The sequence below is a fragment of the Stenotrophomonas sp. G4 genome (assembly GCF_003428825.1).
Taxonomy (GTDB): domain Bacteria; phylum Pseudomonadota; class Gammaproteobacteria; order Xanthomonadales; family Xanthomonadaceae; genus Stenotrophomonas; species Stenotrophomonas indicatrix.
In genome coordinates this window covers 837,188-861,986 of sequence record NZ_CP031741.1, presented here as the reverse complement: position 1 = coordinate 861,986, position 24,799 = coordinate 837,188, and the positions used below count along the sequence as shown (strand labels likewise).

The 24,799-nt window shown below is 67.4% G+C and carries 25 protein-coding genes and 1 pseudogene; 14 read left to right on the top strand and 12 right to left on the bottom strand.

Features of this window, described 5'->3' with window-relative positions; translation table 11 throughout:
• Nucleotides 1–404: 404 nt before the first annotated feature.
• The gene (locus D0Y85_RS03830; protein WP_117309605.1) at nucleotides 405–1,499 is read right to left on the bottom strand and encodes a branched-chain amino acid aminotransferase; all 1,095 of its coding nucleotides are present in this window, start codon (nucleotides 1,497–1,499) and stop codon (nucleotides 405–407) included.
• Between the two features lie 59 nt (nucleotides 1,500–1,558).
• Nucleotides 1,559–2,110: a putative Fe-S cluster assembly protein SufT gene (gene sufT / locus D0Y85_RS03825; RefSeq protein ID WP_025877975.1), complete on the bottom strand. Its 552-nt coding sequence runs from the start codon at nucleotides 2,108–2,110 to the stop codon at nucleotides 1,559–1,561.
• A gap of 121 nt (nucleotides 2,111–2,231) precedes the next feature.
• On the opposite strand from sufT, the gene D0Y85_RS03820 reads away from it, so the two are divergent.
• The gene (locus D0Y85_RS03820) at nucleotides 2,232–2,651 is read left to right on the top strand and encodes a hypothetical protein (protein WP_117309604.1); all 420 of its coding nucleotides are present in this window, start codon (nucleotides 2,232–2,234) and stop codon (nucleotides 2,649–2,651) included.
• A 118-nt stretch (nucleotides 2,652–2,769) separates the two neighbouring features.
• Here D0Y85_RS03820 and D0Y85_RS03815 read toward each other — a convergent pair whose 3' ends face one another.
• Both D0Y85_RS03815 and D0Y85_RS03810 read right to left on the bottom strand, forming a co-directional pair.
• Nucleotides 2,770–4,230 (bottom strand): NAD(P)(+) transhydrogenase (Re/Si-specific) subunit beta, encoded by a 1,461-nt coding sequence (locus tag D0Y85_RS03815; RefSeq protein ID WP_117309603.1) that lies wholly within the window; start codon nucleotides 4,228–4,230, stop codon nucleotides 2,770–2,772.
• A complete protein-coding gene (locus tag D0Y85_RS03810; protein WP_117309602.1) occupies nucleotides 4,227–4,547 on the bottom strand; it encodes an NAD(P) transhydrogenase subunit alpha in 321 nt (106 codons plus the stop codon). The genes D0Y85_RS03815 and D0Y85_RS03810 overlap by 4 nt, the downstream gene beginning before the upstream one ends.
• Nucleotides 4,548–4,644: 97 nt before the next feature.
• On the opposite strand from D0Y85_RS03810, the gene D0Y85_RS03805 reads away from it, so the two are divergent.
• From D0Y85_RS03805 to D0Y85_RS03795, 3 genes are read left to right on the top strand one after another with little or no spacing between them, the layout of a single operon-like run.
• Complete coding sequence (locus D0Y85_RS03805) at nucleotides 4,645–5,229, top strand: RNA polymerase sigma factor (protein ID WP_117309601.1); 585 nt, start codon at nucleotides 4,645–4,647, stop codon at nucleotides 5,227–5,229.
• Nucleotides 5,226–5,552, top strand: a complete 327-nt coding sequence (locus D0Y85_RS03800) for a hypothetical protein (protein ID WP_117309600.1) — start codon at nucleotides 5,226–5,228, stop codon at nucleotides 5,550–5,552. Before D0Y85_RS03805 ends, D0Y85_RS03800 begins: the two co-directional genes overlap by 4 nt.
• A 3-nt stretch (nucleotides 5,553–5,555) precedes the next feature.
• The gene (locus tag D0Y85_RS03795) at nucleotides 5,556–6,020 is read left to right on the top strand and encodes a DUF3106 domain-containing protein (protein WP_117309599.1); all 465 of its coding nucleotides are present in this window, start codon (nucleotides 5,556–5,558) and stop codon (nucleotides 6,018–6,020) included.
• A gap of 84 nt (nucleotides 6,021–6,104) precedes the next feature.
• Here D0Y85_RS03795 and D0Y85_RS03790 read toward each other — a convergent pair whose 3' ends face one another.
• Together D0Y85_RS03790 and D0Y85_RS03785 are read right to left on the bottom strand one after the other, a co-directional pair.
• Nucleotides 6,105–7,184, bottom strand: a complete 1,080-nt coding sequence (locus D0Y85_RS03790) for an NAD(P) transhydrogenase subunit alpha (RefSeq protein ID WP_117309598.1) — start codon at nucleotides 7,182–7,184, stop codon at nucleotides 6,105–6,107.
• 52 nt (nucleotides 7,185–7,236) lie between these two features.
• Nucleotides 7,237–9,564, bottom strand: a complete 2,328-nt coding sequence (locus D0Y85_RS03785; RefSeq protein ID WP_117309597.1) for a DUF1631 domain-containing protein — start codon at nucleotides 9,562–9,564, stop codon at nucleotides 7,237–7,239.
• Nucleotides 9,565–9,896: 332 nt separating this feature from the next.
• On the opposite strand from D0Y85_RS03785, the gene D0Y85_RS03780 reads away from it, so the two are divergent.
• The 4 genes from D0Y85_RS03780 to D0Y85_RS03765 are packed head-to-tail and all read left to right on the top strand — an operon-like array spanning nucleotide 9,897 to nucleotide 12,757.
• Entirely contained in the window at nucleotides 9,897–10,475 is a 579-nt protein-coding gene (locus D0Y85_RS03780) for a nitroreductase (protein WP_117311842.1), read from the top strand.
• Complete coding sequence (locus D0Y85_RS03775; RefSeq protein WP_229290861.1) at nucleotides 10,472–11,416, top strand: 5'-3' exonuclease H3TH domain-containing protein; 945 nt, start codon at nucleotides 10,472–10,474, stop codon at nucleotides 11,414–11,416. Before D0Y85_RS03780 ends, D0Y85_RS03775 begins: the two co-directional genes overlap by 4 nt.
• Entirely contained in the window at nucleotides 11,413–11,967 is a 555-nt protein-coding gene (locus D0Y85_RS03770; protein ID WP_025877960.1) for an NUDIX hydrolase, read from the top strand. Before D0Y85_RS03775 ends, D0Y85_RS03770 begins: the two co-directional genes overlap by 4 nt.
• Nucleotides 11,960–12,757 carry an N-formylglutamate amidohydrolase gene (locus D0Y85_RS03765; protein ID WP_117309596.1) on the top strand — a complete coding sequence of 266 codons (798 nt, stop codon included), beginning with the start codon at nucleotides 11,960–11,962 and terminating at the stop codon, nucleotides 12,755–12,757. Before D0Y85_RS03770 ends, D0Y85_RS03765 begins: the two co-directional genes overlap by 8 nt.
• A 106-nt stretch (nucleotides 12,758–12,863) precedes the next feature.
• On the opposite strand, the gene D0Y85_RS03760 is transcribed toward D0Y85_RS03765, so the two are convergent.
• Together D0Y85_RS03760 and D0Y85_RS03755 are read right to left on the bottom strand one after the other, a co-directional pair.
• Nucleotides 12,864–13,088 carry a hypothetical protein gene (locus D0Y85_RS03760; RefSeq protein ID WP_117309595.1) on the bottom strand — a complete coding sequence of 75 codons (225 nt, stop codon included), beginning with the start codon at nucleotides 13,086–13,088 and terminating at the stop codon, nucleotides 12,864–12,866.
• Nucleotides 13,085–14,503: an MFS transporter gene (locus D0Y85_RS03755; RefSeq protein ID WP_117309594.1), complete on the bottom strand. Its 1,419-nt coding sequence runs from the start codon at nucleotides 14,501–14,503 to the stop codon at nucleotides 13,085–13,087. Before D0Y85_RS03755 ends, D0Y85_RS03760 begins: the two co-directional genes overlap by 4 nt.
• Before the next feature lie 106 nt (nucleotides 14,504–14,609).
• On the opposite strand from D0Y85_RS03755, the gene D0Y85_RS03750 reads away from it, so the two are divergent.
• Entirely contained in the window at nucleotides 14,610–15,494 is an 885-nt protein-coding gene (locus tag D0Y85_RS03750) for a LysR family transcriptional regulator (protein ID WP_117309593.1), read from the top strand.
• A 64-nt stretch (nucleotides 15,495–15,558) separates the two neighbouring features.
• Here D0Y85_RS03750 and D0Y85_RS03745 read toward each other — a convergent pair whose 3' ends face one another.
• The 3 genes from D0Y85_RS03745 to prmC all read right to left on the bottom strand — a co-directional run bounded on the left by D0Y85_RS03745 (nucleotide 15,559) and on the right by prmC (nucleotide 18,166).
• Nucleotides 15,559–16,155 carry a hypothetical protein gene (locus D0Y85_RS03745; RefSeq protein WP_162887611.1) on the bottom strand — a complete coding sequence of 199 codons (597 nt, stop codon included), beginning with the start codon at nucleotides 16,153–16,155 and terminating at the stop codon, nucleotides 15,559–15,561.
• Between the two features lie 162 nt (nucleotides 16,156–16,317).
• Nucleotides 16,318–17,259, bottom strand: coding sequence for a prolyl aminopeptidase (pip, locus tag D0Y85_RS03740; RefSeq protein ID WP_032977488.1), 942 nt, complete (start codon nucleotides 17,257–17,259; stop codon nucleotides 16,318–16,320).
• A gap of 49 nt (nucleotides 17,260–17,308) precedes the next feature.
• A complete protein-coding gene (gene prmC, locus D0Y85_RS03735) occupies nucleotides 17,309–18,166 on the bottom strand; it encodes a peptide chain release factor N(5)-glutamine methyltransferase (protein ID WP_117309591.1) in 858 nt (285 codons plus the stop codon).
• 306 nt (nucleotides 18,167–18,472) lie between these two features.
• Here prmC and ahpC point away from each other — a divergent pair, with 306 nt between their 5' ends.
• The 5 genes and pseudogenes from ahpC (at nucleotide 18,473) to D0Y85_RS03710 (ending at nucleotide 23,431) form a co-directional block, all read left to right on the top strand.
• On the top strand, nucleotides 18,473–19,036 hold the full coding sequence (gene ahpC, locus D0Y85_RS03730; protein WP_025877950.1) for an alkyl hydroperoxide reductase subunit C: 564 nt from the start codon (nucleotides 18,473–18,475) through the stop codon (nucleotides 19,034–19,036).
• Nucleotides 19,037–19,250: 214 nt separating this feature from the next.
• Nucleotides 19,251–20,843: an alkyl hydroperoxide reductase subunit F gene (ahpF, locus tag D0Y85_RS03725; RefSeq protein WP_080149974.1), complete on the top strand. Its 1,593-nt coding sequence runs from the start codon at nucleotides 19,251–19,253 to the stop codon at nucleotides 20,841–20,843.
• 80 nt (nucleotides 20,844–20,923) lie between these two features.
• Nucleotides 20,924–21,889: a LysR substrate-binding domain-containing protein gene (locus D0Y85_RS03720; RefSeq protein ID WP_025877947.1), complete on the top strand. Its 966-nt coding sequence runs from the start codon at nucleotides 20,924–20,926 to the stop codon at nucleotides 21,887–21,889.
• A gap of 123 nt (nucleotides 21,890–22,012) precedes the next feature.
• Nucleotides 22,013–22,417, top strand: a complete 405-nt coding sequence (rnk, locus tag D0Y85_RS03715) for a nucleoside diphosphate kinase regulator (RefSeq protein WP_025877946.1) — start codon at nucleotides 22,013–22,015, stop codon at nucleotides 22,415–22,417.
• A gap of 58 nt (nucleotides 22,418–22,475) precedes the next feature.
• A pseudogene (locus D0Y85_RS03710) lies at nucleotides 22,476–23,431 on the top strand (transaldolase).
• Between the two features lie 700 nt (nucleotides 23,432–24,131).
• Here the strand turns inward: D0Y85_RS03710 and msrA are convergent.
• Entirely contained in the window at nucleotides 24,132–24,797 is a 666-nt protein-coding gene (gene msrA / locus D0Y85_RS03705; RefSeq protein ID WP_117311840.1) for a peptide-methionine (S)-S-oxide reductase MsrA, read from the bottom strand.
• Nucleotides 24,798–24,799: the final 2 nt, after the last annotated feature.

Below are 24,799 nucleotides of genomic sequence, written 5' to 3'. Positions count from 1 at the left end.
CCCCTGACCATCCGCTGTGTTGATGACGCTAGTGGCTCAAACCGGACACCACAAGATTTTCAGCGTCTTTTCAGCAAGATGAAATGTTGGATCTGAGACTTTCCGGGTCGAGGGTTTGTGAAGGTGAAGGAACTTTCGCGTCATCTGCACGTACCTGACTGCGGAATGTCCTGTCCCACCATGTCTTTGCCGACATCGGCGAACAGCCGCCGGGCATGGCCCGGCGCTACCGTGGCACGCGTACATTCGCCGGGCATCGCCGCGCGTTGGCGGGAGCCGTTGATCCTGGTAGCGCCGGGCCATGCCCGGCGGACGTACGCCTGAAACGCAGAAAGCCCGTCGCGGGGACGGGCTTTCCGAAAAGTCACCGGGCATGGCCCGGCGCTACGCGTTCGCGCAGGCGATCAGCCCAGCTTGACCAGCCAGCCGTGGCGGTCCGGCAGGCGACCGTACTGGATGTCGGTCAGTTCCTTGCGGAGCGACATGGTCACTTCGCCGGCCGGCGCATTGATGTCGCCCACCGAGAAGCCTTCGCCCTTCAGCTGGCCGATCGGGGTGACCACCGCAGCGGTACCGCAGGCGAACACTTCGGCGATCTCGCCGGAGGTCACGCCCTGCTTCCACTCATCGATGGTGACCTTGCGCTCTTCGACCTTCATGCCGCGGTCGCGGGCCAGCTGCAGGATGCTCTCGCGGGTAATGCCCTCGAGGATGCTGCCGGACAGCTCCGGCGTGACCAGCGTGCCGTCCTTGTAGACCAGGAACACGTTCATGCCGCCCAGTTCTTCCAGGTACTTGCCTTCGACCGGGTCCAGGAACAGCACCTGCGAGCAGCCCTGCGCCTGCGCCTTCTGCTGCGGCAACAGCGACGCGGCGTAGTTGCCTCCGCACTTGGCCGCACCGGTACCGCCCTTGGCCGCACGCGCGTACTCGGTGGACAGCCAGATCGACACCGGGGCGACGCCCTTGGCGAAGTACGGGCCAGCCGGGCTGGCGATGACGTAGTAACCGGCCTTGTGTGCGCCGCGCACGCCAAGGAACGCTTCATCGCCGATCATGAACGGACGGAAATACAGGCTCGACTCATCGGCCGACGGCACCCAGGCGCTGTCGACGGCGATCATCTGCTTCAGCGATTCGACGAAGATCTCCACCGGCAGTTCCGGCAGCGCCAGGCGCTGCGCCGAACGCTGCAGGCGACGGCCGTTGGCATCGGGGCGGAAGGTCCAGATCGAACCATCGGCATGGCGGTAGGCCTTGATGCCTTCGAAGATCTCCTGGCCGTAGTGCAGCACGGCCGCGGCCGGGTCCAGCTGCAACGGACCGTAGGCGCGCACGCTGGCGTTGTGCCAGCCGGCATCCTTGTCCCAGCGCACTTCCACCATGTGGTCGGTGAAGTGCAGGCCGAAGCCCGGCTTTTCCAGGATCTGGGCGCGCTCTTCAGCGCTGCGCGGGTGGTCCGAACGGGTGACGGCGAAGCTGGGAATGGACTGGGACACCGGAGATTTCCTGTTCTGGTTGCGGGTAATGCCGGGCCCGCGTCACTGCGGGCCGTGGGTCAAAGCATGCCGGTTTCGAGCCGTGCGGCCTCGGACATCATGTGCTGGTTCCACGGCGGGTCGAAGACCAGCTCGACGTCGGCCTCGGCCACCGTCGGGATCATTTCAAGCTTGCTGCGCACGTCGTCGACCAGGATGTCGCCCATGCCGCACGCAGGCGCGGTCAGGGTCATCTTCACGTCGATCTCGCGCTGCCCTTCGTCCAGGTGCTTGATCTCCACCTCGTAGACCAGGCCCAGTTCGACGATGTTGACCGGAATTTCCGGGTCGAAACAGGTGCGCAGCTGCTGCCAGACCAGTTGTTCGACCTGCTCGTCGCTGGCATCGTCGGGCAGTTCCAGCGGTGCCGGCGCTTCCTTGCCGATGGCATCGCCATCCTTGCCGGCGATACGGAACAGATTGCCCTCGACGAACACCGAATAGCTGCCGCCCAGCGCCTGGGTGATGTACCCATAGCTGCCGGCGGGCAGGGTCACGGTGTCGCCCTGCGGGACCATCACGGCCTCGCAATCGCGTTCGAAGTGGACAGGTTCGCTGCTACGGGAATACATGGGGACCGATATGGGGCTGCGGCATAAGCCACGCAAGCGGCCATTCTAGCGTAGGCGCCCCGCCCTCGCCGGTGCACTGCGGCAAACCACAGTATCCTGTCGGCGACCTTCAGGAGCTTCGATGTCCTCCAATGCCGCACGCGCCAGGACCGTTACCTGGCTCTGGCCCTTCATGCTGTTGCTGGCGCTGGCCACCGCCCCCCTCGCCTGGATGCTGATCGCCCTGTTCACCGGCCGTCCGGTCGGCTGGATGGCGGTACTGACCGCTCTGGAACTGGTGTTCATGCTGCGCTTGGGCACGCTCGGTCCCGGCAAGCTGCGCATCGCCCTGGTCATGCTGGGCACGCTGCTGGTGGCCGCGATCTCGAACTGGGCCATCGCCAGTGCCTGGATGGGCGGCTCGATGGGCCTGAACCCCTGGGACGCCTCGCTGCGGATGGGCCCGCACCTGGCCTGGACGCTGATCACCCTGGCCAATGGCGTGGTCGAGTGGCTGTGGCTGGCGGTGGCCGTGGTGGTCGGAGCCTGGCTGGCGCGGTAAACGCCCCAAGCTGGATCCACGCCATGCGTGGATCGCGGGTAGCGCCGGGCCATGCCCGGCGAGCGCAGCGGTCTGCACGCAAAGCCGCCGGGCATGGCCCGGCGCTACCGGTATGGCATCAATGCCCGCCGTCGAGCGCCTTCAGCTCGCTGACCAGCGACGCCGCCGCCTCGGCACCGTCGCCGTACAGCATGCGGGTGTTGTCGGCATAGAACAGCGCATTCTCGATACCGGCAAAGCCGGTGCCCTTGCCCCGCTTGATCACCACCACGTTGCGGGCATTGACCACGTCCAGTACCGGCATGCCGTAGATCGGACTGGCCGGATCGGTGCGCGCCACCGGGTTGACCACGTCGTTGGCGCCGATCACCAGCACCACGTCGGTGCTGGCGAATTCGGGATTGATGTCGTCCATGTCGGCGATCAGGTCGTACGGCACGCCGGCTTCGGCCAGCAGCACGTTCATGTGCCCGGGCATGCGCCCGGCCACCGGGTGGATGGCGAACTTCACCTTCACCCCGCGCTGGCCCAGCCGCTGCGCCAGTTCCCAGATCTTGTGCTGGGCCTGGGCGACGGCCATGCCGTAACCGGGCACGATCACCACGCGTTCGGCAAACGCCATCATCGCGGCCACGTCGGCCGCATCGATGGGCTTCTGCGAACCGCTGATCGTCTGCGCCTCGCCGCTGGCGCCAGCACCGAAGTTGGAGAACAGCACGTTGCGGATCGGCCGGTTCATCGCCTTGGCCATCAACCGGGTCAGCAGGATGCCGGCCGCACCGACCATCATGCCGGCGATGATCAGCGCCTCGTTGCCCAGCACGTAACCTTCGAACGACACCGCCAGGCCGGTGAACGCGTTGTACAGCGAGATCACCACCGGCATGTCGGCGCCACCGATCGGCAACGTCATCAACACACCCAGCGCCAGTGCCAGCACGAAGAAGGCAACGATGGCCCAGGTGCTGAGCGTGCTGGCGGCGATGATGCCCAGCACCACCACGGCCAGCGCCACCAGCAGGTTCATCACCTGCTGGCCCGGCCAGGTCACGCGCTTGTCGAGGCGGCCATCCAGCTTGGCCCAGGCGATCACCGAGCCGGACAGCGACACCGCACCGATCGCCGCGCCCACCACCGCCAGCACCAGCACCGTGCCGGACGGCTGCCGCGCGGCCAGGTCGGCCAACGCCTGCGCGCTCCAGTGGGTGGTGTCGCGGTTGGCCAGGAAGGCATAGCGCAGCAGTTCCACCGCACCAATGGCTGCGGCCGAACCACCGCCCATGCCGTTGTACAGCGCGACCATCTGCGGCATGTCGGTGACGGCGACCTTGCCCGCCGACCACCAGGCCAGGCCGGCCCCCAGCAGCAGTGCTACCAGGATCAACGGCACGTTGTGCAGTTCGGGCAGGAAGAAGGTCGCCACCGTGGCCAGCAGCATGCCCAGCCCCGCCCAGCGGATACCGCTGCTTGCGGTCATCGGCGAGGCCATGCGCTGCAGGCCGAGCAGGAACAGGGTGGCGGCAACCAGGTAGCTGGCCTTGACCAGCCAATCGAGCAGTTCGACGGTGCTGATGTTCAAGCCTGCGGCTCCTTCGGTTCATCGTTGTCGGCCTTGCGCACGCTCGGCTTGAACATTTCCAGCATGCGCGCGGTGACCACATAGCCGCCGGCGGCGTTGCCGGCACCGAGCACCACGGCAAGGAACCCCAGCACCTTCTCCAACGGCGTCTGTGCGTGCCCCAGCACCACCATCGCGCCGATCAGCACGATGCCGTGGATGAAATTGGAGCCCGACATCAACGGGGTATGCAGGATCACCGGGACCCGGGAAATGATCACGTGGCCGGCAATGGCGGCCAGCATGAAGATGTACAGCGCCACGAACCCGTCACTCACCGGCAACGCTCCTGCTCTGTCTTCGTCGCCCCATCATAACCATGGGCTGAACCCTGCGCGCGTCCCGGTCAACCACGGCCGCGCTCACGCGTTGTCGATGGTGACCCCTGCCAAGGAACCGTACCCTGTGCTGGTGAGCAGCCCTGTCCCCTCGACCACCGATGCCGACGCCGTTCCGGCCTCGCTGGAAGCGTTCCTGGCCAGCGTGGGGCCGCGCGCCTTCCGCTTCGCCGAGGCCGGCCTGCGCCAGCGCGAGGATGCGCTGGATGCGGTGCAGGACGCGCTGCTGCGCATGCTGGACTACGCCGACAAGCCGGCCGCCGAGTGGGCGCCGTTGTTCTGGAGCATCCTGCGCCGGCGGGTGATCGACCTGCAGCGCCGCCGCCGTTTCCGCCTGCCGTTCTGGCGCGACAACCGGGATGCCGACGGCGGCGAGATCGACTGGGCCGACCCCGGGCCGGACCCTTCGCAGGCGCACGAGCAACGCCAGCAGTACCAGCAGCTGGTGCAGGCGCTGCGCGACCTGCCCGCCCGCCAGCGCGAGGCATTCACCCTGCGCGTGCTGCAGGACCTGGACGGGGCCACCACCGCCCGCGCCATGGGCTGCAGCGAAGGCGCGGTAAAGACCCATCTGGCGCGCGCCCGACAGGCGCTGCAGAATCAACTGGAGATGCACCCGTGAACCGCCCCCTGCCTTCCGATGACGCCCTGCGCAGCCTGCACGCGCAGTCGCTGCAGGCGCTGTCGCCGGCCACCCTGGTACGCCTGCGCAGTGCCCGTCACAGCGCCAGAACCGCGCACGCCGGTCGCTGGCGCTGGTGGCTGGCCAGTGCCTGTTCGCTGGTGATCGCGCTGGGCATCGGCATCCAGTTCGTCGGTCCGGGCGATCATCAGGGCCCGATCACCACGCCGATCGTCGCTGCGGAAGAAGACAATGGCGTGTTGTACGACGAGAATCCCGATCTGTACCTGTGGCTGGGCGACAACGACCTGGCGATGGAGTGAACCATGCTGCGATATCCCTGCCTGCCCCTGCTGATCGCCCTGACCCTGCTGCCCGCTGCATCGGCACTGGCGCAGGCCACCGCGCCGGTGCCTGCCGCGCGTCCGGCGCCTGCTGCCGCGCCGCTGCCGAACTGGGAACAGCTGAGCCCGGCCCAGCGCGAAGCGCTGTTGGCGCCGCTGCGTGACCGCTGGAACGGCGCCGATCCCGCGCAGCGCCAGCGCATGCTGTCGCACGGCCAGCGCTGGCAGTCGATGAGCCCGGAAGAGCGCGACAAGGCCCGCCGCGGCCTGCGCCGCTTCGAACACATGAACCCCGAACAGCGCGAGCAGGCCCGGGCGCTGTTCGGCCAGATGCGTGATCTCAGCCCGGCCCAGCGCGATGCCATGCGCGAGCGCTGGTCGCAGATGACCGCAGACGAACGCAGGGAATGGGTGCGGGACAACCCGCCGCCGGCGAAGCCGCGGTAACCCCTATCGAAGGGATAGCGCCGGGCCATGCCCGGCGGATTCACCGGATGCCGCGCTCGCCGGGCATGGCCCGGCGCAACCGACTCAGGCCTGCCAGCGCGTTTTCGCCAGCAGCTCATCTTCCCAGTCGAAGCCCAGCTGGCCTTCGCGCACGAACAGGGCGACGAAGTTCATCAGATTGCGCGCATACATCTCGCTGGCCTGGGTGGCACCCCGGCTGGCCAGGCCCAGCGGGCCATCGATGGTCACGCCCTGGTGTTCGATGCATTGGCCGGGCGCGGTCAACGCGCAGTTGCCACCGCTCTCGGCGGCCAGATCGACGATCACGCTGCCGGCGGCCATGCCTTCGACCATCGCGGCAGTGACGATCGTCGGCGCCTGACGTCCCGGCACCGCGGCAGTGCAGATCACCACGTCCACGCTGCGCAGGTGGTCGCCAAGACGGCGCTGCTGTTCGCCACGCTCTTCATCGGTCAGCGCCCGCGCATAACCGCCCTCGCCCGCCGCACTCACCCCCAGGTCGAGGAAGCGCGCGCCGAGCGACTGGATCTGTTCGCGGGTTTCCGGGCGCACGTCGAAGCCCTCCACCTGCGCGCCCAGCCGGCGGGAGGTGGCGATGGCCTGCAGGCCGGCGACACCGGCGCCGATCACCAGCACCTTGGCTGGACGCACGGTACCGGCCGCCGTGGTCAGCATCGGGAAGAAGCGCGGCGCGCGTTCGGCAGCGATCAATGCCGCCTTGTAGCCGGCCATGCCGGCCTGCGAACTGAGCACGTCCATCGCCTGCGCGCGCGTGGTGCGCGGCAGCTGCTGCAGCGGGAACAGGTACAGGCGGTCATCGGAGGCCAATGCAGCCAGCGCCGGGTCGGCCGCCGGGGTCAGCAGGCCGACCACGCTGGCACCCGGCTTGAGCTGGGCCAGCACCCCGGCCGGTGGCGCCTGCACGCACAGCAGGATGTCGATCTCGGCCCAACGGCCGGCGTCGAAGGCACGGGCACCGGCGTCGTCGTAAGCGGCATCGGTGAAGCCGGCGGCCTGGCCCGCACCGGGTTGGTACCACACGGTGATGCCCAGCGCCCCGAGCTTGCGCGCCGTTTCCGGCGTGAGCGCAACGCGGCGTTCGCCCGGCGCGGTCTCCTTGATCCCCAGCAACGCCACGGCCATGCAGATTCCCGCTGATCGGTGAGTGGGTCCGATCCTAGCAGGCGTACGCGGCTCAGTGCAGCGTTGCCCCACCCGGGTCGAGGCGGTCAAGCACGCCCTGCATGGCACTGTCGAAGGCGCCATCGTCGACGTGGGGACGCAGCCGACCCAATCGCACCATCACTGCCAGTTCCTCGGGCGACGCCACGCAGAAGCGCACGCCACGGCGGTTGACGAACAGCAGGCGCGAGGAAATCGGGCTGATCCAGGACAGTTTGCCCGCCTGCACCTTGCCATCCTTGTCGACGAAGTCCAGCCAGTTGCCGATCTCCATCCGACGGAAGCGGTCGGCATCGGCATTGTCGAAATCGTCGGTATTGAACGTGCCGCCCAGCTCCACCGCCGGCGTTTCCGGGGCCGGGGGTGCGGGCAGCACCACCTGCGGAAGCTCCGGCAGGGCGCGCTCGAGCTCCGGCCGCGATTCGGCGATGCCCTGCAGGGTGTCATGCAGCGCATCGATGGCGGCGGTGGCCGCGTCTCCATGCACGCCGACGCTGGCAAAGACCCTGACCAGCATCGGCTGCCAGGCCTGCAACCAGGGCTTGCCGACGATCTGCCGGCGGGCCTCGGCCACTTCCTCGAGCAGGCCGTCAGCGAGGGTCAGCGCCTCGGCCACCGACGCGCCTTCCTCACCCTCGCGCAGCAGCGCCAGGGTCAGGTGATGCTGCCAGGGCTGGCGCAGGAACCCGGCGATGGCCTGCGGCAGGGTCGCGTCGCCGATGCGGCGGTCCAGTTCGGCACCAGCACGGCTGCGGGCCATCTCCAGCTTCTCCTGCCCGCGCTGCGTCTCGGCGGCACGGCGCTCGGCGATTTCCACACGACGGCGATGCTGCGCGAGGAACTCGCGGAACTCCTCTTCCAGGGTCAGGAAGATCGCCAGGTTCTCGTTGAACTCGGCAACCAGCCGCTCGATGATTTCTTCGACCTTGGCCATCAGCATGCGCTCGGCCTGGCTTTCGCCGGTATTGCCCTCGCAGGCTTCGGCCAGCGAATTGAGCAGTTTGCGGGCCGGATGGGTCTTCTGCACGAACATGCGGCGGTCCAGCATCGCCACTTTCACGAACGGGACCACCAGGCGACCGATCAGCTCACGCGAGCGGCCTTCCAGTTCACGCTCGTCAAGCATGACATCGAACAGCATGCCGACCAGGTCGATCGCATCCTCGTCCTGCGCGTCCAGCCGGGCCTGGCTCGGATCGACGCCGAGCCGGGTAGCGCTGGACAGCACTTCGCTCTTCAGGCGCTGCGCCAGTGATTCGCCATCCTCGCCGATCGCCGCACGCAGGGTCGCGCTCGGCGTGGCCTGCAGCAGCGACAGCACCGACATCATCTCGCGCTGGCTCAACGGGCGATGCTGGCCAACCGCGACCTGCGCCGCAGAGGTTGCGTCCTCACGCACATGGCGGGTCTGCTGCAGCAGCTCGTGCAGCGCTTCCAGCAGCATTCCCTGCTGGCCGGAATAGGCTTCACCGGACGGGCTCTGTTCGCCACCGGCATGCTGCTGCAGGTGGCCACGACGCTCGGACCAGCGCGCGGCAAAACGCTGCGCCCAGGCCGGTGCGGCCTGTTCGTCGTCATTGAATTCGTTGTCAACGCCCGGTGCCGTGCGCTGCTCGACCAGATCATCCAGGCCATGCGGAACATGCTGGGCCGGGCTCGGGGCCGGCGCCAGCGGTCGTCGCGGGGCGCCCATCTGCGACATCACCCCGGCCGCGGCCAGGTGCTCGTCCAGCTTCTCGTAGATGCGGCCCACCGGCGCGCGCAGGTCGCGCTCGCACAGCTTGATCAGCACCAAGTGGACTTCCGGGGCCAGCTCGCAGCCGGCAAAGGCCTCGTGGATGGCCACGCCCAAGTGTTCGGGGCTGATCGGGTTGCGGTCAGCGTCGAGTTCGATACCGCCGCCCAGCCAGCCCAGGCGGCGGTCGAGCCGCGCCAGCACCGGCTTGAAGTCGCGCAGCAGCACGGTGGCGAAGTTGCGCACCGCCAACCGCGATTCCAGTACATGTTCCGGCACCAGGCTCAGGCCATCCTGTGCCTGCCCGGCCAGGGTCAGCTCGGCAGAGACGGGCTCGCCCGCCGCCAGGCCGGCCCAGGCATGGCCGAGATGGGCGGCAAAAGCGCCGGCGATCTCCTCACGGCGGCGGCGCAGCTCGCGCATCGCGTCCAGGAACAGCAACTGCGACGAGCCGGCATTGCCGGCACGGTCGAACAGGGCATCGTCGAAGCGGGCCAGTGCCGCGCCAAAGGCCTGGCACAACGCCGGCAGGACGATGTCCCGGGCAAGCTGGAGCTGGGCCGGGTCACGGCCCGGCGATCCCATCGGAGTGGGCGCGCTCATCATTCGGGAAGGCTCCCCACCTTCTCTGGTGCGACAGACATCATGGACATCGCGACGGCCGGTACACCCCATGCACCGGTCCCTCGATGGTAGGCCGGCCAGCCCATCGCGGACAGTGAAACAGTCCTCACTTCAAACCTCATGAACGGCGGCCCGGCAGTATTGCGTATCGTAAGCCGTGCAGGGCCTGCGAGGCGAGGGGAAGCAGGGCTCCGTGATCCGCCAGTGGCATGATGTTCATCACAGTTTGCTATTCAGGGGTCTGACGCGACACAAACGGCGTCATCTACCTGCCCGACTATAATGAGCGACCCGTGATGACCGGTTCAGACTCCATGCCCGACCCTGCTGCCCTGCTTGCCCTGGATGCCCGCCGCTCGGTGCCGTCGCGGCAACTGGGCGAGCCCGGACCGGATCCGGCCACCCTGCAGCGGATGCTGACCTCGGCGGTCCGCGTGCCCGACCACGGCAAGCGCGTACCGTTCCGCTTCCTGAAGATCGCCGGCGATGCGCGTCACACTCTGGGCGACTTCCTGGCCGCGCGCAGCCGTGAGCGCGACCCGAATGCCGGCGACGCCGTGTTCGAGAAGGACCGCCAGCGCTTCAGCCATGCACCGCTGGTGATCGTGGTGGTGGCCAGCCCCCGCCCGGACCCGAAAGTGCCCGCACAGGAACAGCTGATGACCGCCGGCTGCGTGTGCTTTGCCCTGTTGCAGGCGGCACAGGCGCTGGGCTTCGGCGCGCAGTGGCTGACCGCATGGATGGCCTTCGATCCTGCCGTGCACGCCCACCTGGGGCTGGCCGAGGGCGAAGGCATTGCCGGCTTCATCCACATCGGCACGCCCAAGGCCGAAGTGCCCGAGCGCGAGCGCCCCGATGCCGCGGCCCTGCTGCAGGACTGGACCGGCCAGTGAGCGCCGTGATTCCCGTGGCGATACCGCCGCCGCTGTACTTGGTGGACGCCAGCATCTACGTGTTCCGCGCCTGGCACTCGCTGCCGGACGAATTCCAGGACAGCCAGGGCTGGCCGACCAATGCCGTGCATGGATTCGCCCGTTTCCTGCTGGACCTGCTGGAGCGCGAACGCCCCGGGCACATCGCCATCGCCTTCGACGAGGCGCTGGACAGTGGCTTCCGTCATCGGCTGTACCCGGCCTACAAGGCCAACCGGGACCCGGCGCCGGAAGCGCTCAAGCGCCAGTTCGTGCACTGCAAGGCGCTGTGCGCGGCGCTCGGCCTGGCGGTGCTGGCCCACCACGATTACGAAGCCGACGACCTGATCGGCAGCGCCCTGCATGGCCACCGCAGCAGCCATCGCGGCGTGATCATTTCCGCTGACAAGGACCTGTCGCAGCTGCTGCTCGACCATGACGAGCAATGGGATTACGCACGCAACCAGCGCTGGGACGTGGCCGGAGTCAAGGCCCGGCACGGCGTGCATGCGCACCAGATTGCCGATTACCTGGCCCTGTGCGGCGATGCGGTCGACAACATTCCGGGCATCAGCGGTGTCGGCGCCAAGTCGGCGGCCGTGCTGCTGGCCCATTTCGGCAGCATGGACGTGCTGTACGAACGCCTGGACGAAGTGCCGTTCCTGCGCCTGCGCGGCGCGGCCCAGATGGCCGTGCGCCTGCGCGAGCAGCGCGAGCATGCCCAGCTCTGGCGCCAGCTGACCACCATTGCCCTGGACGCGCCGTTGGAAGGCTGCCAGCCCGGCATGCCGCGCCAGGCGGCCGATCCAGAGCTGCTCGGCGGCCTGTGCCAGACCCTGCGCTTCGGCCCCATGACCCGCCGCCGGCTGTTCAGTGCCGCCGGCATTTCCGACCCCGTCCCTACTTCCAGCGAGCCCGCATGAGCCAGCGCAACACCGAAGCACCGCGTGTCGTCTACGAAGGCAAGTACCAGCGCATGGTCGTGCGCGGCAGCTGGGAATACAGCGAACGCACCCACGCAGGCGGCCTGGCCGCCATCATCATTGCCGTCACCCCCGAGGACAAGGTGCTGTTCGTCGAGCAGTTCCGCGTGCCGCTGCAGGCGTCGACCATCGAGATGCCGGCCGGGCTGGTCGGCGACATCGATGCGGGCGAGTCCATCGAAGTCTCCGCTGTACGCGAGTTGGAAGAGGAGACCGGCTGGACCGCCGAGCACGCCGAAGTGCTGATGATCGGCCCCACCTCCTCCGGTGCCAGCAGCGAGAAGATCGCCTTCGTGCGTGCCACCGGCCTGCGCCGCATCGGCGAAGGCGGCGGCGACGAGAGCGAGGACATCACCGTGCATGAAGTGCCGCGCACGCAGGCGGCCGCCTGGCTGGTGCAGAAAATGGCCGAAGGCTATGAAGCCGATGCCAAGCTGTGGGCCGGCCTGTGGATGATCGAGCACCACCTGGACGGCCGCCCCCGTGGCTGACGCCGGCCTGCACGCGCTGCCGGCACTGCTGGGCGCCGACGATCCAGCGATCTTCAGCGTGCACCGTGCGCAGGGCGCCTCGCCGTTCCTGCTGCTGGCCGACCATGCCGGCCAACAGGTGCCGCGTGCACTGGCCGACCTTGGACTGCCGCAGGCCGAACTGGACCGGCATATCGGCTGGGACATCGGCATCGGCGGCACCACCCGTGCATTGGCCGAGCGGCTGGATGCGTGGGCGATCGAGCAGACCTATTCGCGGCTGCTGATCGACTGCAACCGGCCGTTGGTTTCGTCCACGCTGATTCCCGAGGTCAGCGACCATACCGTGGTGCCGGGCAATGCCGCGCTGTCGCCCGCACAGCGGCAGCAGCGCATCGATGCGATCCACGCGCCCTACCATGCACGCATCGATGCCGAACTGGATGCGCGCCGCGATGCGGGACGGCCGACGCTGCTGGTGATGATGCACAGCTTCACCCCGGTGATGAACGGCGTGCAGCGCCCGTGGCACGCCGGCGTGCTGTACCACCAGGACACCCGTTTTGCCCAGGCCTTGCTGCAGGCACTGCGCGATGAAGGCGACCTGGTGGTGGGCGACAACGAACCATATTCGGTCAACAGCAGCAGCGACTATGCGGTGCCGGTACATGGCGAAGGTCGCGGCCTGGTGCATGTGGAACTGGAAATCCGCCAGGACCTGATCGCCGATGCCGCCGGGCAGCAGGCGTGGGCGGAGCGGCTGGCGCGCATCTTCAGCGCATTGCAGCCGCAGTTGTTGGCGTTCGGATGACCGCCATCCACGCATGATGTAGATCTGCCCCGGATCGGTAGTGCCGGCCGCTGGCCGGCAACCTCAGGATAGCTGGATCATTGCAGTTGCCGGCCAGCGGCCGGCACTACCGCAGCATCAGCGCATCCATCCACCGGAACGGTTGCACGGCCTCGGGCACCTCACCGTCATCATCGAACGCGGCGTCTTCATCTGCCGGCAACCAGAAACGCGCTGCCAGCAGATCGCCCTCGCTGGCATGCACCCAGCCGAACGACGCCCATGCGTCGTGGTCGTCATTGCAGGCGGCAAACGCGTCCAGCGTCTGGCGAAGATCAAGCAGCCCAATCATGCGTCGTTGGGCAGCGCGTCGGGAGAGCTGCAGTCTACCCGTGCCGGACGCAGGCCCAGCGCGATGACCACGCCGAGCGCGGCGAACAGCGCGGCACCGTGCTGTGCATTGACCATGCCCTGCAGGGCATCAGGACTGGTTGCCGCCTGCGTGCCGCGTGCGGCGTTGGCCACCATCACCAGTACTGCCAGTCCCAACGCGCCGCCGATCTGCTGTGCGGTAGCGGCCATGCCGGACGCCACACCCTGCTGCGGCCCCGGCACGCCCTGCCCGGCCACGATCCACATCGCCGTCCAGCTCATGCCCTGGCCCAGGCTGAGCACCACGATGCCCGGCAGCAGCGGCCAGTAGCTGGCGCCGTGCGGCATCGCCAGCGCCACCGCGGTGATGCCGATGGCACCGGCAGCGAAGCCCCAGGCCAGCACCTGCCGCGGCGAACGGCGCTGCAGCATGCGCTCGGCAATGCGGATGCCGAAGGTGCACACCAGCGTCGGCAGCAGGAAGGCCATGCCGGCCTGCAGTGGGCTCCAGCCATAGCCGTCCTGGAAGTACAGCGCCAGGAAGTAGTACTGCACGCCATAGCTGCTCATGAACGCGAAGGTCAGGCCGAGTGCTGCACGCAGGCCGGGCAGGCGCAGCAGCGCGAACTGCATCAGCGGATCGCGGCTGCGCTTTTCAATCTGCACGAACACCGTCAGCAGCACGGCTGACAGCAACAGGCAGATGAGCGTGGCCGGCGCGGTCCAGCCCCATTCCGGCCCCTGCACCAGGGTGGTGACCAGCAGGCTGCCGCCGGCGGTGACGGTGAGGCAACCGGCCAGATCGAAGGAACGGCCGCGCACGCGCGGGCCATCGGCCGGCAGCCACGCGCCCGCGGCGACGGCACAGGCGGCGGCCAACGGCACGATCACCGCCAGCACCGCCGGCCAGCCGAACGCCTGGGTCAGCACGCCGCCCAGCAGCGTCCCCAGCGCGAGGCCCGCCGCGCTGGCCATGCTCCAGATTGCCAGCGCGCGGTTGCGCACCGGACCTTCTGCATACAGCGTATTGATCAGGGCCAGGGTGGCCGGAAACAGCAGCGCCGCACCGATGCCCTGCACCGCACGCGCCACGATCAGCAGCGTGGCATTGGGCGCCAGCGCACCCAGCAGCGAGGCCAGCGCGAACAGCAGCATGCCCAGCCGGTAGAAACGGCGGCGGCCCAGCAGATCGGCCGCACGCCCGCCCAGCAGCAGGCTGCCGCCAAAGGCCACCGTATAGGCGCTGACCACCCACTGCAGCTGCTGCGCATTGATCTGCAGCGCGCGGCCCATGTCGTGCAGGGCGACGAAGATGATGGTGGCGTCCAGGGCGATGATCAGCTGCGCGGTGGCCAGCAGGGTCAGCGCCCAGCGCGGGTATTTCAGGGGAGGCATGCGGCGCCCGGTGCGGAGGGGGGACGGCAGTCTCATTGATGCAGGTGAATCAATAAACCCCCTCAGCGAGATTTCTGTCATGATTTTCCGCATGAATGGATCCTCGATGGACCTCAATGCGGTGCGCATGCTGGTGCAGGTGGCTGAGGCACGCAGCTTCACCGTCGCCGCCGGCCAGCTCGGCTTGAGCCAGTCCGGGCTGTCACGCGCGATCGGCCGGCTGGAAGCCTCGCTGGGGGTGAAGTTGCTACAGCGGAACACCCGCAACGTCGCGCTGACCCCGGATGGCCAGCAGTTCGTCGAGCAGGTGGGACCGTTGCTGTGCGGGATGGAAGACGCCGAGCGGCTGCTGGCCGACCGCCCCTGTACGCCATCGGGTACGTTGAAGATCAGCGCTCCGTCGATGTTCGGGCGCAAGGTGCTGGTGCCGTTGCTGGGACCGTTGCTGCAGCAGCATCCGCAGCTTCAGGTCGAGGCGGTGCTCAGCGACCGTCTGGTGGATCTGGTGGAGGAAGGCTTCGACGCCGCCCTGCGCACCGGCACCATCGCCGACCAGCGCATGGTGGCTCGCCCGTTGAAGCCACTGCGCTGGGTGACCGTGGCCAGCCCGGCCTACCTGGCCGCGCAGGGTGAGCCGGCTGATGTGGCGGCATTGCAGAACCATGCCTGCCTGGCGGTGCGCAACCTGCGCAGCGGCCGGCTGGTGGACTGGCAGTTCCTGCAGGACGGGCAGCTGCGCGAGGTCACGCCGCCGACGCGGATGGTGTTCGACTGCGGCGACCCGTTGGTGGAGGCAGCGATTGCGGGCATCGGCATCGTGCAGGTGATGGATTTCGCGGTGGCCGACGCGCTGGCCGATGGCCGTCTACAGCGCGTGCTGCAGCCGTTTGAAGGCCGCAGCCGCGCGCTGTCGTTGATCTACCCGCCCTCGCGCCAGCACTCACCGAAACTGCAGGTGATGGCCGAAGCGTTGTTGGCCGGGGATTGGTAGATCCACGCCATGCGTGGATGAGGTCTTTGGTGCAGAGCTAGCGCGCAACGTGGCGAAATCTGATTCAGCCCAATTGGAGGAAGAACGCCCCCGCGCGCCCTCCGAGACCAAAATCGGGCTGATCGGGAATGAAAAGATACGCCATGCCATCCGACAGGATGCCCTTATGCGAAGGCAGAATTTCGTCGATGTCCGCCCCATAGAGCATCAAGCGGCGACGGCCCCCATTCCACGTCATGGGCAACTGCAGCCATGCGTCGATTCCATCCAGCTTGGAATCCAGGTTTTCGTCGTCGTCAGGCTCCAAACACTCGACACGCTCGATCCGGCCGCGTTCCAGTGAATCGCTCATGCATCGACTTCTGGATGCGGCGCCACGCCTGTATGCGAGCACAACTGCTTCGCTGGTTCCCTGCACCGCGCGCAGCCGACGGAAGTGGGAATGATCCTGGGTATCGGTGGGGATGAAGACTGAGAACCAGAAATCCTCAGCAACGCCCTGCGGATAGAACCAATGTGCAGGGAGTGCCATCAGGTGAAAGAACGCACGACCTTCAACACTCGTTGGCCAGGGTATGTTCTCTGGAAGAAACGCACCGCCGCCAACGTATGCATCGGTTGGAGAGGCCTTTCCCGTGGTCAACAGCAGGCGGGTGTACATGGTGGGGTCGCCGAAAATTGCACAGACGTCCACGGTGCCAGCCCGCCTCGCCCCGGTTCAAGGCCAATTGCGACAGCCTTGAACAAGGGGAGAATCGCCGCCAGGCATGGCCCGGCGCTACCGGCAAGGCGTTGCCGGCCAGCGGCCGGCACTACCCCACGATCAGGCGAAGCTATCGGTCGCACGCACCAGCGCGTCGACGTTCTCTGCTTCGAACGCGGAGTGCCCCGAGGCCGGGGTGATCTCCAGCTTCGCCTTCGGCCACACCTTGGTCAGGTCCCAGGCATTGGCCAGCGGGCAGACCACGTCGTAGCGGCCGTGCACGATCACGCCCGGGATGTCGGCGATGCGGTGCGCGTCGCGCAGCAGCTGGTCTTCCACTTCGAAGAAACCACCGTTGACGAAGTAGTGGTTCTCGATGCGGGCGAACGCCAGCGCGAAGTGCGGGTCTTCATGGCTGTTGATGAAGTCGTCGTCCACGTGCAGGAAGCTGGTCGCGCCCTCCCACACCGCCCAGGCCTTGGCCGCGTCCAGGCGCGTTGCTTCGTCTTCGCTGGTCAGGCGGCGATGGAAGGCGGAAATCAGGTCGTGGCGTTCCACCGCCGGAATCGGCTTGAGGTAGTGCTCCCACGCATCCGGGAACAGGCGGTTGGCGCCTTCCTGGTAGAACCATTCCAGCTCCCAGCGGCGCAGCATGAAGATGCCGCGCAGCACCAGTTCGGTCACGCGCTGCGGATGGGTCTGCGCATAGGCCAACGCCAGGGTCGAGCCCCAGCTGCCACCGAACACCTGCCAGCGATCGACCTTGAGGTGCTCGCGCAGCTTCTCGATGTCGGCCACCAGGTCCCAGGTGGTGTTGTCCACCAGATCGGCGTGCGGGGTGGAACGACCGGCACCGCGCTGGTCGAACAGGATGATGCGGTACTTGGCCGGGTCGTGGAACTGGCGCATCTTGTCGCTGCAGCCGCCGCCGGGCCCACCATGCAGCATCACCACCGGCTTGCCGTCCGGGTTGCCGCACTGTTCGAAGTACAGCGTGTGGCGGTCGTCGACCTTCAGGGTGCCGACGTCGTAAGGGGTGATGGCGGGGTACAGCGTACGCATGCTTGCAGCTCCGTGGTGGTGCCCTGCCCTTGGCAGGAGAACCCCCATTCTAGGCCGGTCGCCGGCCCAGGGTGACCCGGTCGCGCTGCTCCAGGTCCTGCACGGTCTGCACGTCGATGTAGCCGGCCTGCTCGAACAGCGCGCCGATGGCATCGCCCTGGTCCCAGCCGTGCTCGATCAGCAGCCAGCCGCCGGGCTGCAGGTGGTCGCCGCCGCCGACGATGATGCGACGGATGTCGTCCAGCCCATCGACGCCCGAGGCCAGTGCCGTGGCCGGCTCGAAGCGCAGGTCGCCCTGTTGCAGGTGCGGGTCGTTGCTGGCGATATAGGGAGGATTGCTGGCGATCAGGTCGAAGCGTTCACCGTGCAGCGGCGCGTACCAGTCGTGACCACCTTCGGCAAAACGCACGTTGCCCAGCTCGTGGCGCGCGGCGTTGCGGGCCGCCACCGCCAGCGCAGCGGAACTGGCGTCGGTGGCCAGCACCTGCGCCTGCGGTCGTTCGCTGGCCAGGGCCAATGCAATCGCGCCGCTGCCGGTGCCAAGATCGGCCAACCGCAGTGCACGGTCCGGCGGCAGGCGCTCCAGCGCCAGTTCCACCAGCAGTTCGGTTTCCGGGCGCGGAATCAGGGTGGCGGGGTCGACTTCCAGATCGAGGGTCCAGAAACCACGACGGCCGGTCAGGTAGGCCACCGGCTCGCCCGCGAGGCGACGACCCAGCAGGGCCTCGAACGCGGCCTGCTCGGCGGCGGGCAGTGGATCGGTGGCGTGCGCGAACAACCAGCTGCGCGGTCGCTGCAGCACATGCAGCAGCAGCAGCTCCGCTTCATGACGGGCCTCTACGCCCCCCAGGCGGCCGCTGGCGTCGGCCACGACCTGGCGCAGGGACGGTTTGGAATCGGCGGGCATGGCAGGCACTGGCGCGGGCGGTGGGCCCGCAATTGTAGAGTCTGGATACCGTTCAGGTTCGCTGGGGCGGGATTCGCCGCGGTGGGATATGAGAGACCTATCGACCGGTTTCCGCAGCCGCTGATGACTTCCCTTGTCATACAGCGGGTTGCAGGATGCAGGTGGCCTGATTCATTGCCGGCTCAGCGCACTTCAATAGACTCCATCTATCAAATAGATGCAATCAATGCATTGTCCTTATCGAAATGGAACCAGTAACCTAGGTCCTGTCGATTCACCCACTCCCCTTCACCCAGAGGAAAAACGATGTCCCTGATCAACACCCAGATCCAGCCGTTCGAAGCCAACGCTTACCTGAATGGCGAGTTTATCAAGGTCTCCGACAGCACCCTGAAGGGCCAGTGGTCGGTCCTGATCTTCATGCCGGCAGCCTTCACCTTCAACTGCCCGACCGAGATCGAAGACGCCGCTGACCATTACGCCGAGTTCAAGAAGGCCGGCGCCGAGGTCTACATCGTCACCACCGACACCCACTTCTCGCACAAGGTCTGGCACGAAACCTCGCCGGCCGTGGGCAAGGCCCAGTTCCCGCTGGTCGGCGACCCGACCCACCAGCTGACCCGCGCTTTCGGCGTGCACATTGAAGAAGAAGGCCTGGCCCTGCGCGGCACCTTCATCATCAACCCGGAAGGCGTGATCAAGACCCTGGAGATCCACTCCAACGAGATCGCCCGTGACGTCTCCGAGACCCTGCGCAAGCTGAAGGCTGCCCAGTTCACCGCCGCCAACCCGAACCAGGTCTGCCCGGCCAAGTGGAAGGAAGGCGAGAAGACCCTGACCCCGTCGCTGGACCTGGTCGGCAAGATCTGAAGCAGCACCGGCCTGCCGCAGCCCCACGCTGCGGCGCGCCCATCCCCGTGCCGGCCACATCGCCGGCGTGGGGGTGAACCCAAGACGGCCGCGCCCGCATCGCCCCTTCCACAGGTCCGCGCTGCCCTCTTGGGTTCACCCCTACCCCCTCGCTGGTCCGCTACCTTCTACAGCGGTGCCACGCCCCCGTTTTGCCTGAAGCCAGGAGAAGACCATGTTGGACGCCAACCTGCAGTCGCAGCTGAAGACCTATCTGGAGCGCGTGACCCGCCCGATCCAGATCACCGCGCATGCCGACGACGGTGCCAAGTCGCAGGAGATGCTGGAACTGCTGCAGACCCTGGAAAGCCTGTCGGACAAGATCTCGCTGCAGGTGCTGCGCGACGGCCAGGGCCGCGTGCCGTCCTTCGACCTTGGCACGCCGGGCCAGGACATCCACCTGACCTTCGCCGGCCTGCCGATGGGCCACGAGTTCACTTCGCTGGTGCTGGCCCTGCTGCAGGTCGGCGGGCATCCGTCCAAGGCTACTGCCGAGCTGATCGAGCAGGTGCAGAACCTGGAAGGCGACTACCGGTTTGAAACCTATTTCTCGCTGTCCTGCCAGAACTGCCCGGACGTGGTGCAGGCACTGAACCTGGCCGCGGTGCTCAACCCGCGCATCCAGCACGTGGCCATCGACGGCGCGCTGTTCCAGGAGGAAGTCGAGCAGCGCGAGATCATGTCGGTGCCGACCGTCTACCTCAACGGCGCGGTGTTCGACCAGGGCCGCATGACCCTGGAGCAGATCGTGGCCAAGCTGGACACCAACGCCAGCAAGCGCGATGCCGAGAAGATCGCCGCCAAGGACGCCTTCGACGTGCTGGTGGTCGGTGGCGGCCCGGCCGGCGCCGCTGCGGCGATCTATGCCGCGCGCAAGGGCATCCGTACCGGCATCGCCGCCGAGCGTTTTGGTGGCCAGGTGCTGGACACCATGGCGATCGAGAACTTCATTTCGGTGAAGGAGACCGAGGGCCCGAAGCTGGCCACGGCGCTGGAACAGCATGTGCGCGAGTACGAAGTCGACATCATGGACCTGCAGCGCGCCAGTGCGCTGGTGCCCGCCGGCGAAGACGGCCTGGTGCAGGTGCAACTGGAAAACGGCGCGGTGTTGAAGTCGCGCTCGGTGATCCTGTCCACCGGCGCGCGCTGGCGGCAGATGAACGTGCCCGGCGAAGACCAGTACCGCAACAAGGGCGTGGCGTACTGCCCGCACTGCGACGGCCCGCTGTTCAAGGGCAAGCGCGTGGCGGTGATCGGCGGCGGCAATTCCGGCGTTGAAGCGGCCATCGATCTGGCCGGCATCGTGTCGCATGTGACCCTGCTGGAGTTCGATTCCAGCCTGCGTGCCGACGAAGTACTGCAGAAGAAGCTGCGCAGCCTGGCCAATGTCACCGTGCTGACCAGCGCGCAGACCACCGAAGTGCTGGGCGACGGCAGCCGCGTCACCGGCCTGGTCTACAAGGACCGTGTCGGCGGCGACTCCCATCGCGTCGAACTGGAAGGCATCTTCGTGCAGATCGGCCTGCTGCCGAACACCGAATGGTTGAAGGACACCGTGGCCCTTTCACCGCGTGGCGAGGTCGTCATCGATGACCGCGGGCAGACCAATCTGCCGGGCGTGTTCGCCGCGGGCGATTGCACGACGGTACCCTACAAGCAGATCATCATTGCGATGGGCGCCGGTTCGACCGCCGCACTGAGCGCTTTCGATCACTTGATCCGCTCCTCGGTTCCCAAGAGCAGCGGCGCGGTGGCCGAAGCAGCCTGATCCAATGTTCCCAGGCCATCGGGAGCACCATCAGCCGGCAGGGCACGCCCTGCCGGTGCAGTACCCCGAGAGGTCTGAGGATGAACCTGCGTGACCTGAAATACCTGGTGGCCCTGGCCGATCACAAACACTTCGGCCGGGCCGCCGCCTCCTGCTTCGTCAGCCAGCCCACGTTGTCGACCCAGATCCGCAAGCTGGAAGAGGAACTGGGCCTGCCGCTGGTGGAACGCGCACCGCGCAAGGTGATGTTGACCCCCGCCGGCCACGAAGCGGCCGCGCGGGCACGGGTGATCGTGGCCGAAGTGGAGCAGCTGAAGGAAGCGGCGCGACGCAGCCGCGATCCCGAAGCGGGCACGGTGCGCCTGGGGATCTTCCCCACCCTGGGCCCCTACCTGTTGCCGCACGTGATTCCGCGCATCCGCACGCGCTTCCCCGAGCTGGAACTGCTGCTGGTGGAGGAAAAGAGCGATGTGCTGCTGGAGCGCCTGCGCGAAGGCAGGCTCGACGCCGCACTGTTGGCGCTGCCGGTGATCGACGACCAGCTGCACGCCGAATTCCTGTTCGAGGAACCGTTCCTGCTGGCCGTATCCGGCCGCCACCCGCTGGCCACGCGCGAGCATCTGGACGTACAGGAACTGGCCACGCAGAAGCTGCTGCTGCTGGAAGACGGCCACTGCCTGCGTGACCAGGCGCTGGAAGTCTGCCGTCTGTTCGGCGCCAATGAAAAGTCGGAATTCCGCGCTACCAGCCTGGAAACGCTGCGACAGATGGTCGCCGCCGACGTGGGCATCACCCTGCTGCCCAGCCTGTCGGTACAGCCGCCGGTGCCGCGCTCGAACAACATCCGCCTGCTCGACTTCGTCGGCGAGGGCCGTCCCAGCCGTCGCATCGCCATGATCTGGCGCCGCAGCTCGGCAATGAACGAGTTCCTGATGGAGCTGGCCGAGCAGTTCAAGCGCCTGCCCGATGCGCTGTTCACGCTGGAGGCGCTGGCCCCGCCAAGCGGCGATGCTGCCACCCCGCCCACGCCGGTGCTGAACGGCTGAGACACCGCAGCCGGGCATCGCATCCGGCGGGAGTCGATTCCGGCCGCATTTGTCCCCACAATACAGTCAGGCGGCGCCAGCAGGTGCCGCCTTTTGCATGGCTTTCAACCAAGGAGCGTCACCATGAACACCGCCAGCGGCCTTCCGCCGTCGATCACTGTTTCCACCCTCGACATGGATCGCCTGGACGCCATGCTCGAATCCCCGGCGCACAGCCAGACGCCGGCCGCGCGTACGCTTGCCGACGAGCTCAACCGCGCAACCGTGTTGCCGCCAGACCAGATTCCCGAAGGCATCGTCATGATGCATTCGCGCGTGGAGTGCGAAGATGAAGTGTCGGGCGAGAAGCATGTCCTGACCCTGGTCTTCCCCCGCGAAGCCAATGTCGATGAAGGCAAGGTGTCCGTGCTGGCGCCCGTCGGCAGTGCCCTGCTGGGCCTGGCCGTTGGCCAGAGCATCGACTGGACCGCCCCGGGCGGCCGCAAGCTGCGGCTGCGCGTGAGCGCGGTCCACAACGACCGTCCCTGACCTGCGCTGCGAACCGCGCGCGATCAGTTTCCCTGCAATCCCCGCACCAGGAGCCGTAATGAGTACCCCGTCCAAACTGTCCCAGCTGCGCGAACTGTCCGTGGTCGTTGCCGATACCGGTGACTACGAGGCGATCAAGCGCCTGCAGCCGGTGGACTGCACCACCAATCCGACCCTGGTGAAGAAGGCGCTGGACCTGCCGGTCTATGCGGAACTGATCGAACGCGAACTGGCCTGGGGCCGCCAGCAGGGCGGCGACCGCGAGGCCGTGGTGCACGCCGTGGCCGACCGCCTGACCATCGGCGTCGGTGCGCTGCTGAGCACGCTGGTACCGGGCCGCGTCTCCACCGAAGTGGATGCCGACCAGGCCCACGACACCGCCGCGACCGTGGCCAAGGCCCGTCAGTTCATCCAGATGTACGCCGATGCCGGCGTGCCGCGCGAGAAGATCCTGATCAAGATCGCTGCGACCTGGGAAGGCGTGGAAGCCGCGCGCGTGCTGCAGGCCGAAGGCATCGACTGCAACCTGACCCTGATCTTCAACCCCACCCAGGCGCTGGCCTGCAGCGAAGCCGGTGCGTTCCTGATCTCGCCGTTCGTCGGCCGCATCCTGGACTGGTACGTGGCCAACGGCCAGACCCGGCAAACATCGACGAGGACCCGGGTGTGGTGTTCGTGCGTGGGGTGTATGCCGAATTCAAGCGCCGCGGTTCGCCGACCGTGGTGATGGGCGCCTCGTTCCGTTCGACCGCGCAGATCGAAGCGCTGGCCGGCTGCGACCGCCTGACCATTTCGCCGGACCTGCTGGAGAAGCTCGACGCCGACCACGGCGCGCTGCCGCGCAAGCTGGTTGCCGGTGCCGCTGAAGCGGTGCAGGTGACGCCGATCGACGCGGCGAAGTTCGCAGCCGACCTGGCCGCCGATCCGATGGCGACCGAGAAGCTGGCGACCGGTATCGATGCGTTTGCCAAGGATCTGGAAGCGCTGCGTCAGCGGATCCGCGAGGCGCTGTAAGGGTTCCTGCCAACGGCTGAGCCCCTCGTGGCGGGGGCTTGGTCGCGAAGAGCGGGTCATGCGTTTGGCAGGGTGGGTAGGCCGTGCAGGGGACGCTGCAAGTACGTCCATGTAAGCTCGGTCGCCGCATCCATGCGGCTCACGCCCCTGCACGGCCTACCCACCCTGCCTTCGACAGTTTCCTGCGGCCGCCCGCCACGGAAGAAAGAAAAGAAGAGCAGAAGCGGGTCGCGCGCTGCGCTTGCTCACAAGCAAACAAACAAAAAGGACGCGGCGAAAGCCGCGTCCTTTTTGTTTTCCATCAGTTCGTCAGTAACCCATGCTCCTGCCCACCGTCACCGGGAAACGGTCGGGGCGGGGCGGTGTGGGTTGGCAGGACCGTTGGCGCCATGGGCCCGAGGCATGCCTCGGGCGGGTTGGGCAGGACGCCCAACCCCGGTCTTGCCGTGTGCGCAGGACAGCGCACACGAGCAAGGCGCCATCGGGCCCCAGGGGTGAGGGCGCTTTGCTTGCGAAGCACTGCTTCGCAAGCGCCCGAACGCACAGCCGCCAGCGGCTGGGCCGGACCCCGGAGGGGGGGGCACGGCGTGTCCTGCCAACCCGCACCGCCCCGCCCAACCCACAGAAACCCAGAGCCGCTTTGGCTCTGGCTTTGGATTTCAGCCTTTGACGTTGCCCGCCGCAGGCGGACCACCGCGCGTCAGCGCGGCACCTCCACATCCAACCCGATCGGGCAGCTCACGCCGGTACCGCCAATGCCGCAGTAACCGTTCGGGTTCTTGGCCAGGTATTGCTGGTGATAGTCCTCGGCGTAGTAGTACGTCGGTGCCGGATACACGATCTCGGTGGTGATCGGGCCATAGCCTGCCGCGTCCAGCTGCGCCTGATAGGCCTCGCGGCTGGCCAGGGCCGCCGCGTACTGGGCCTCGTCGGTGGCGTGGATCGCCGAACGGTACTGGGTGCCGGTGTCGTTGCCCTGGCGCATGCCCTGGGTCGGGTCGTGGCTTTCCCAGAACAGCTGCAGCAGCCGCTCCAGGCTGACAACCGCCGGGTCGAACACCACCTGCACCACCTCGGTGTGGCCGGTCAGGCCCGAGCAGACCTCTTCATAGGTGGGGTTCGGGGTGATCCCACCGGCATAGCCCACCGAGGTGCTGTACACGCCCGGCTCGTTCCAGAATTTGCGCTCGGCCCCCCAGAAGCAGCCCAGCGCGAAGCGGATCTGCTGCAGGCCGGCGAAACGGTCCTTCAGCGGATGGCTGTTCACGAAGTGCTGGTTGCTGTGCAGCGGCAGTGGCTGGTCGCGGCCCGGCAAAGCCTCTTCCGGGCGCGGCAGGCGCTGCTTGAAGGCCCCGATGCCGAGGATGC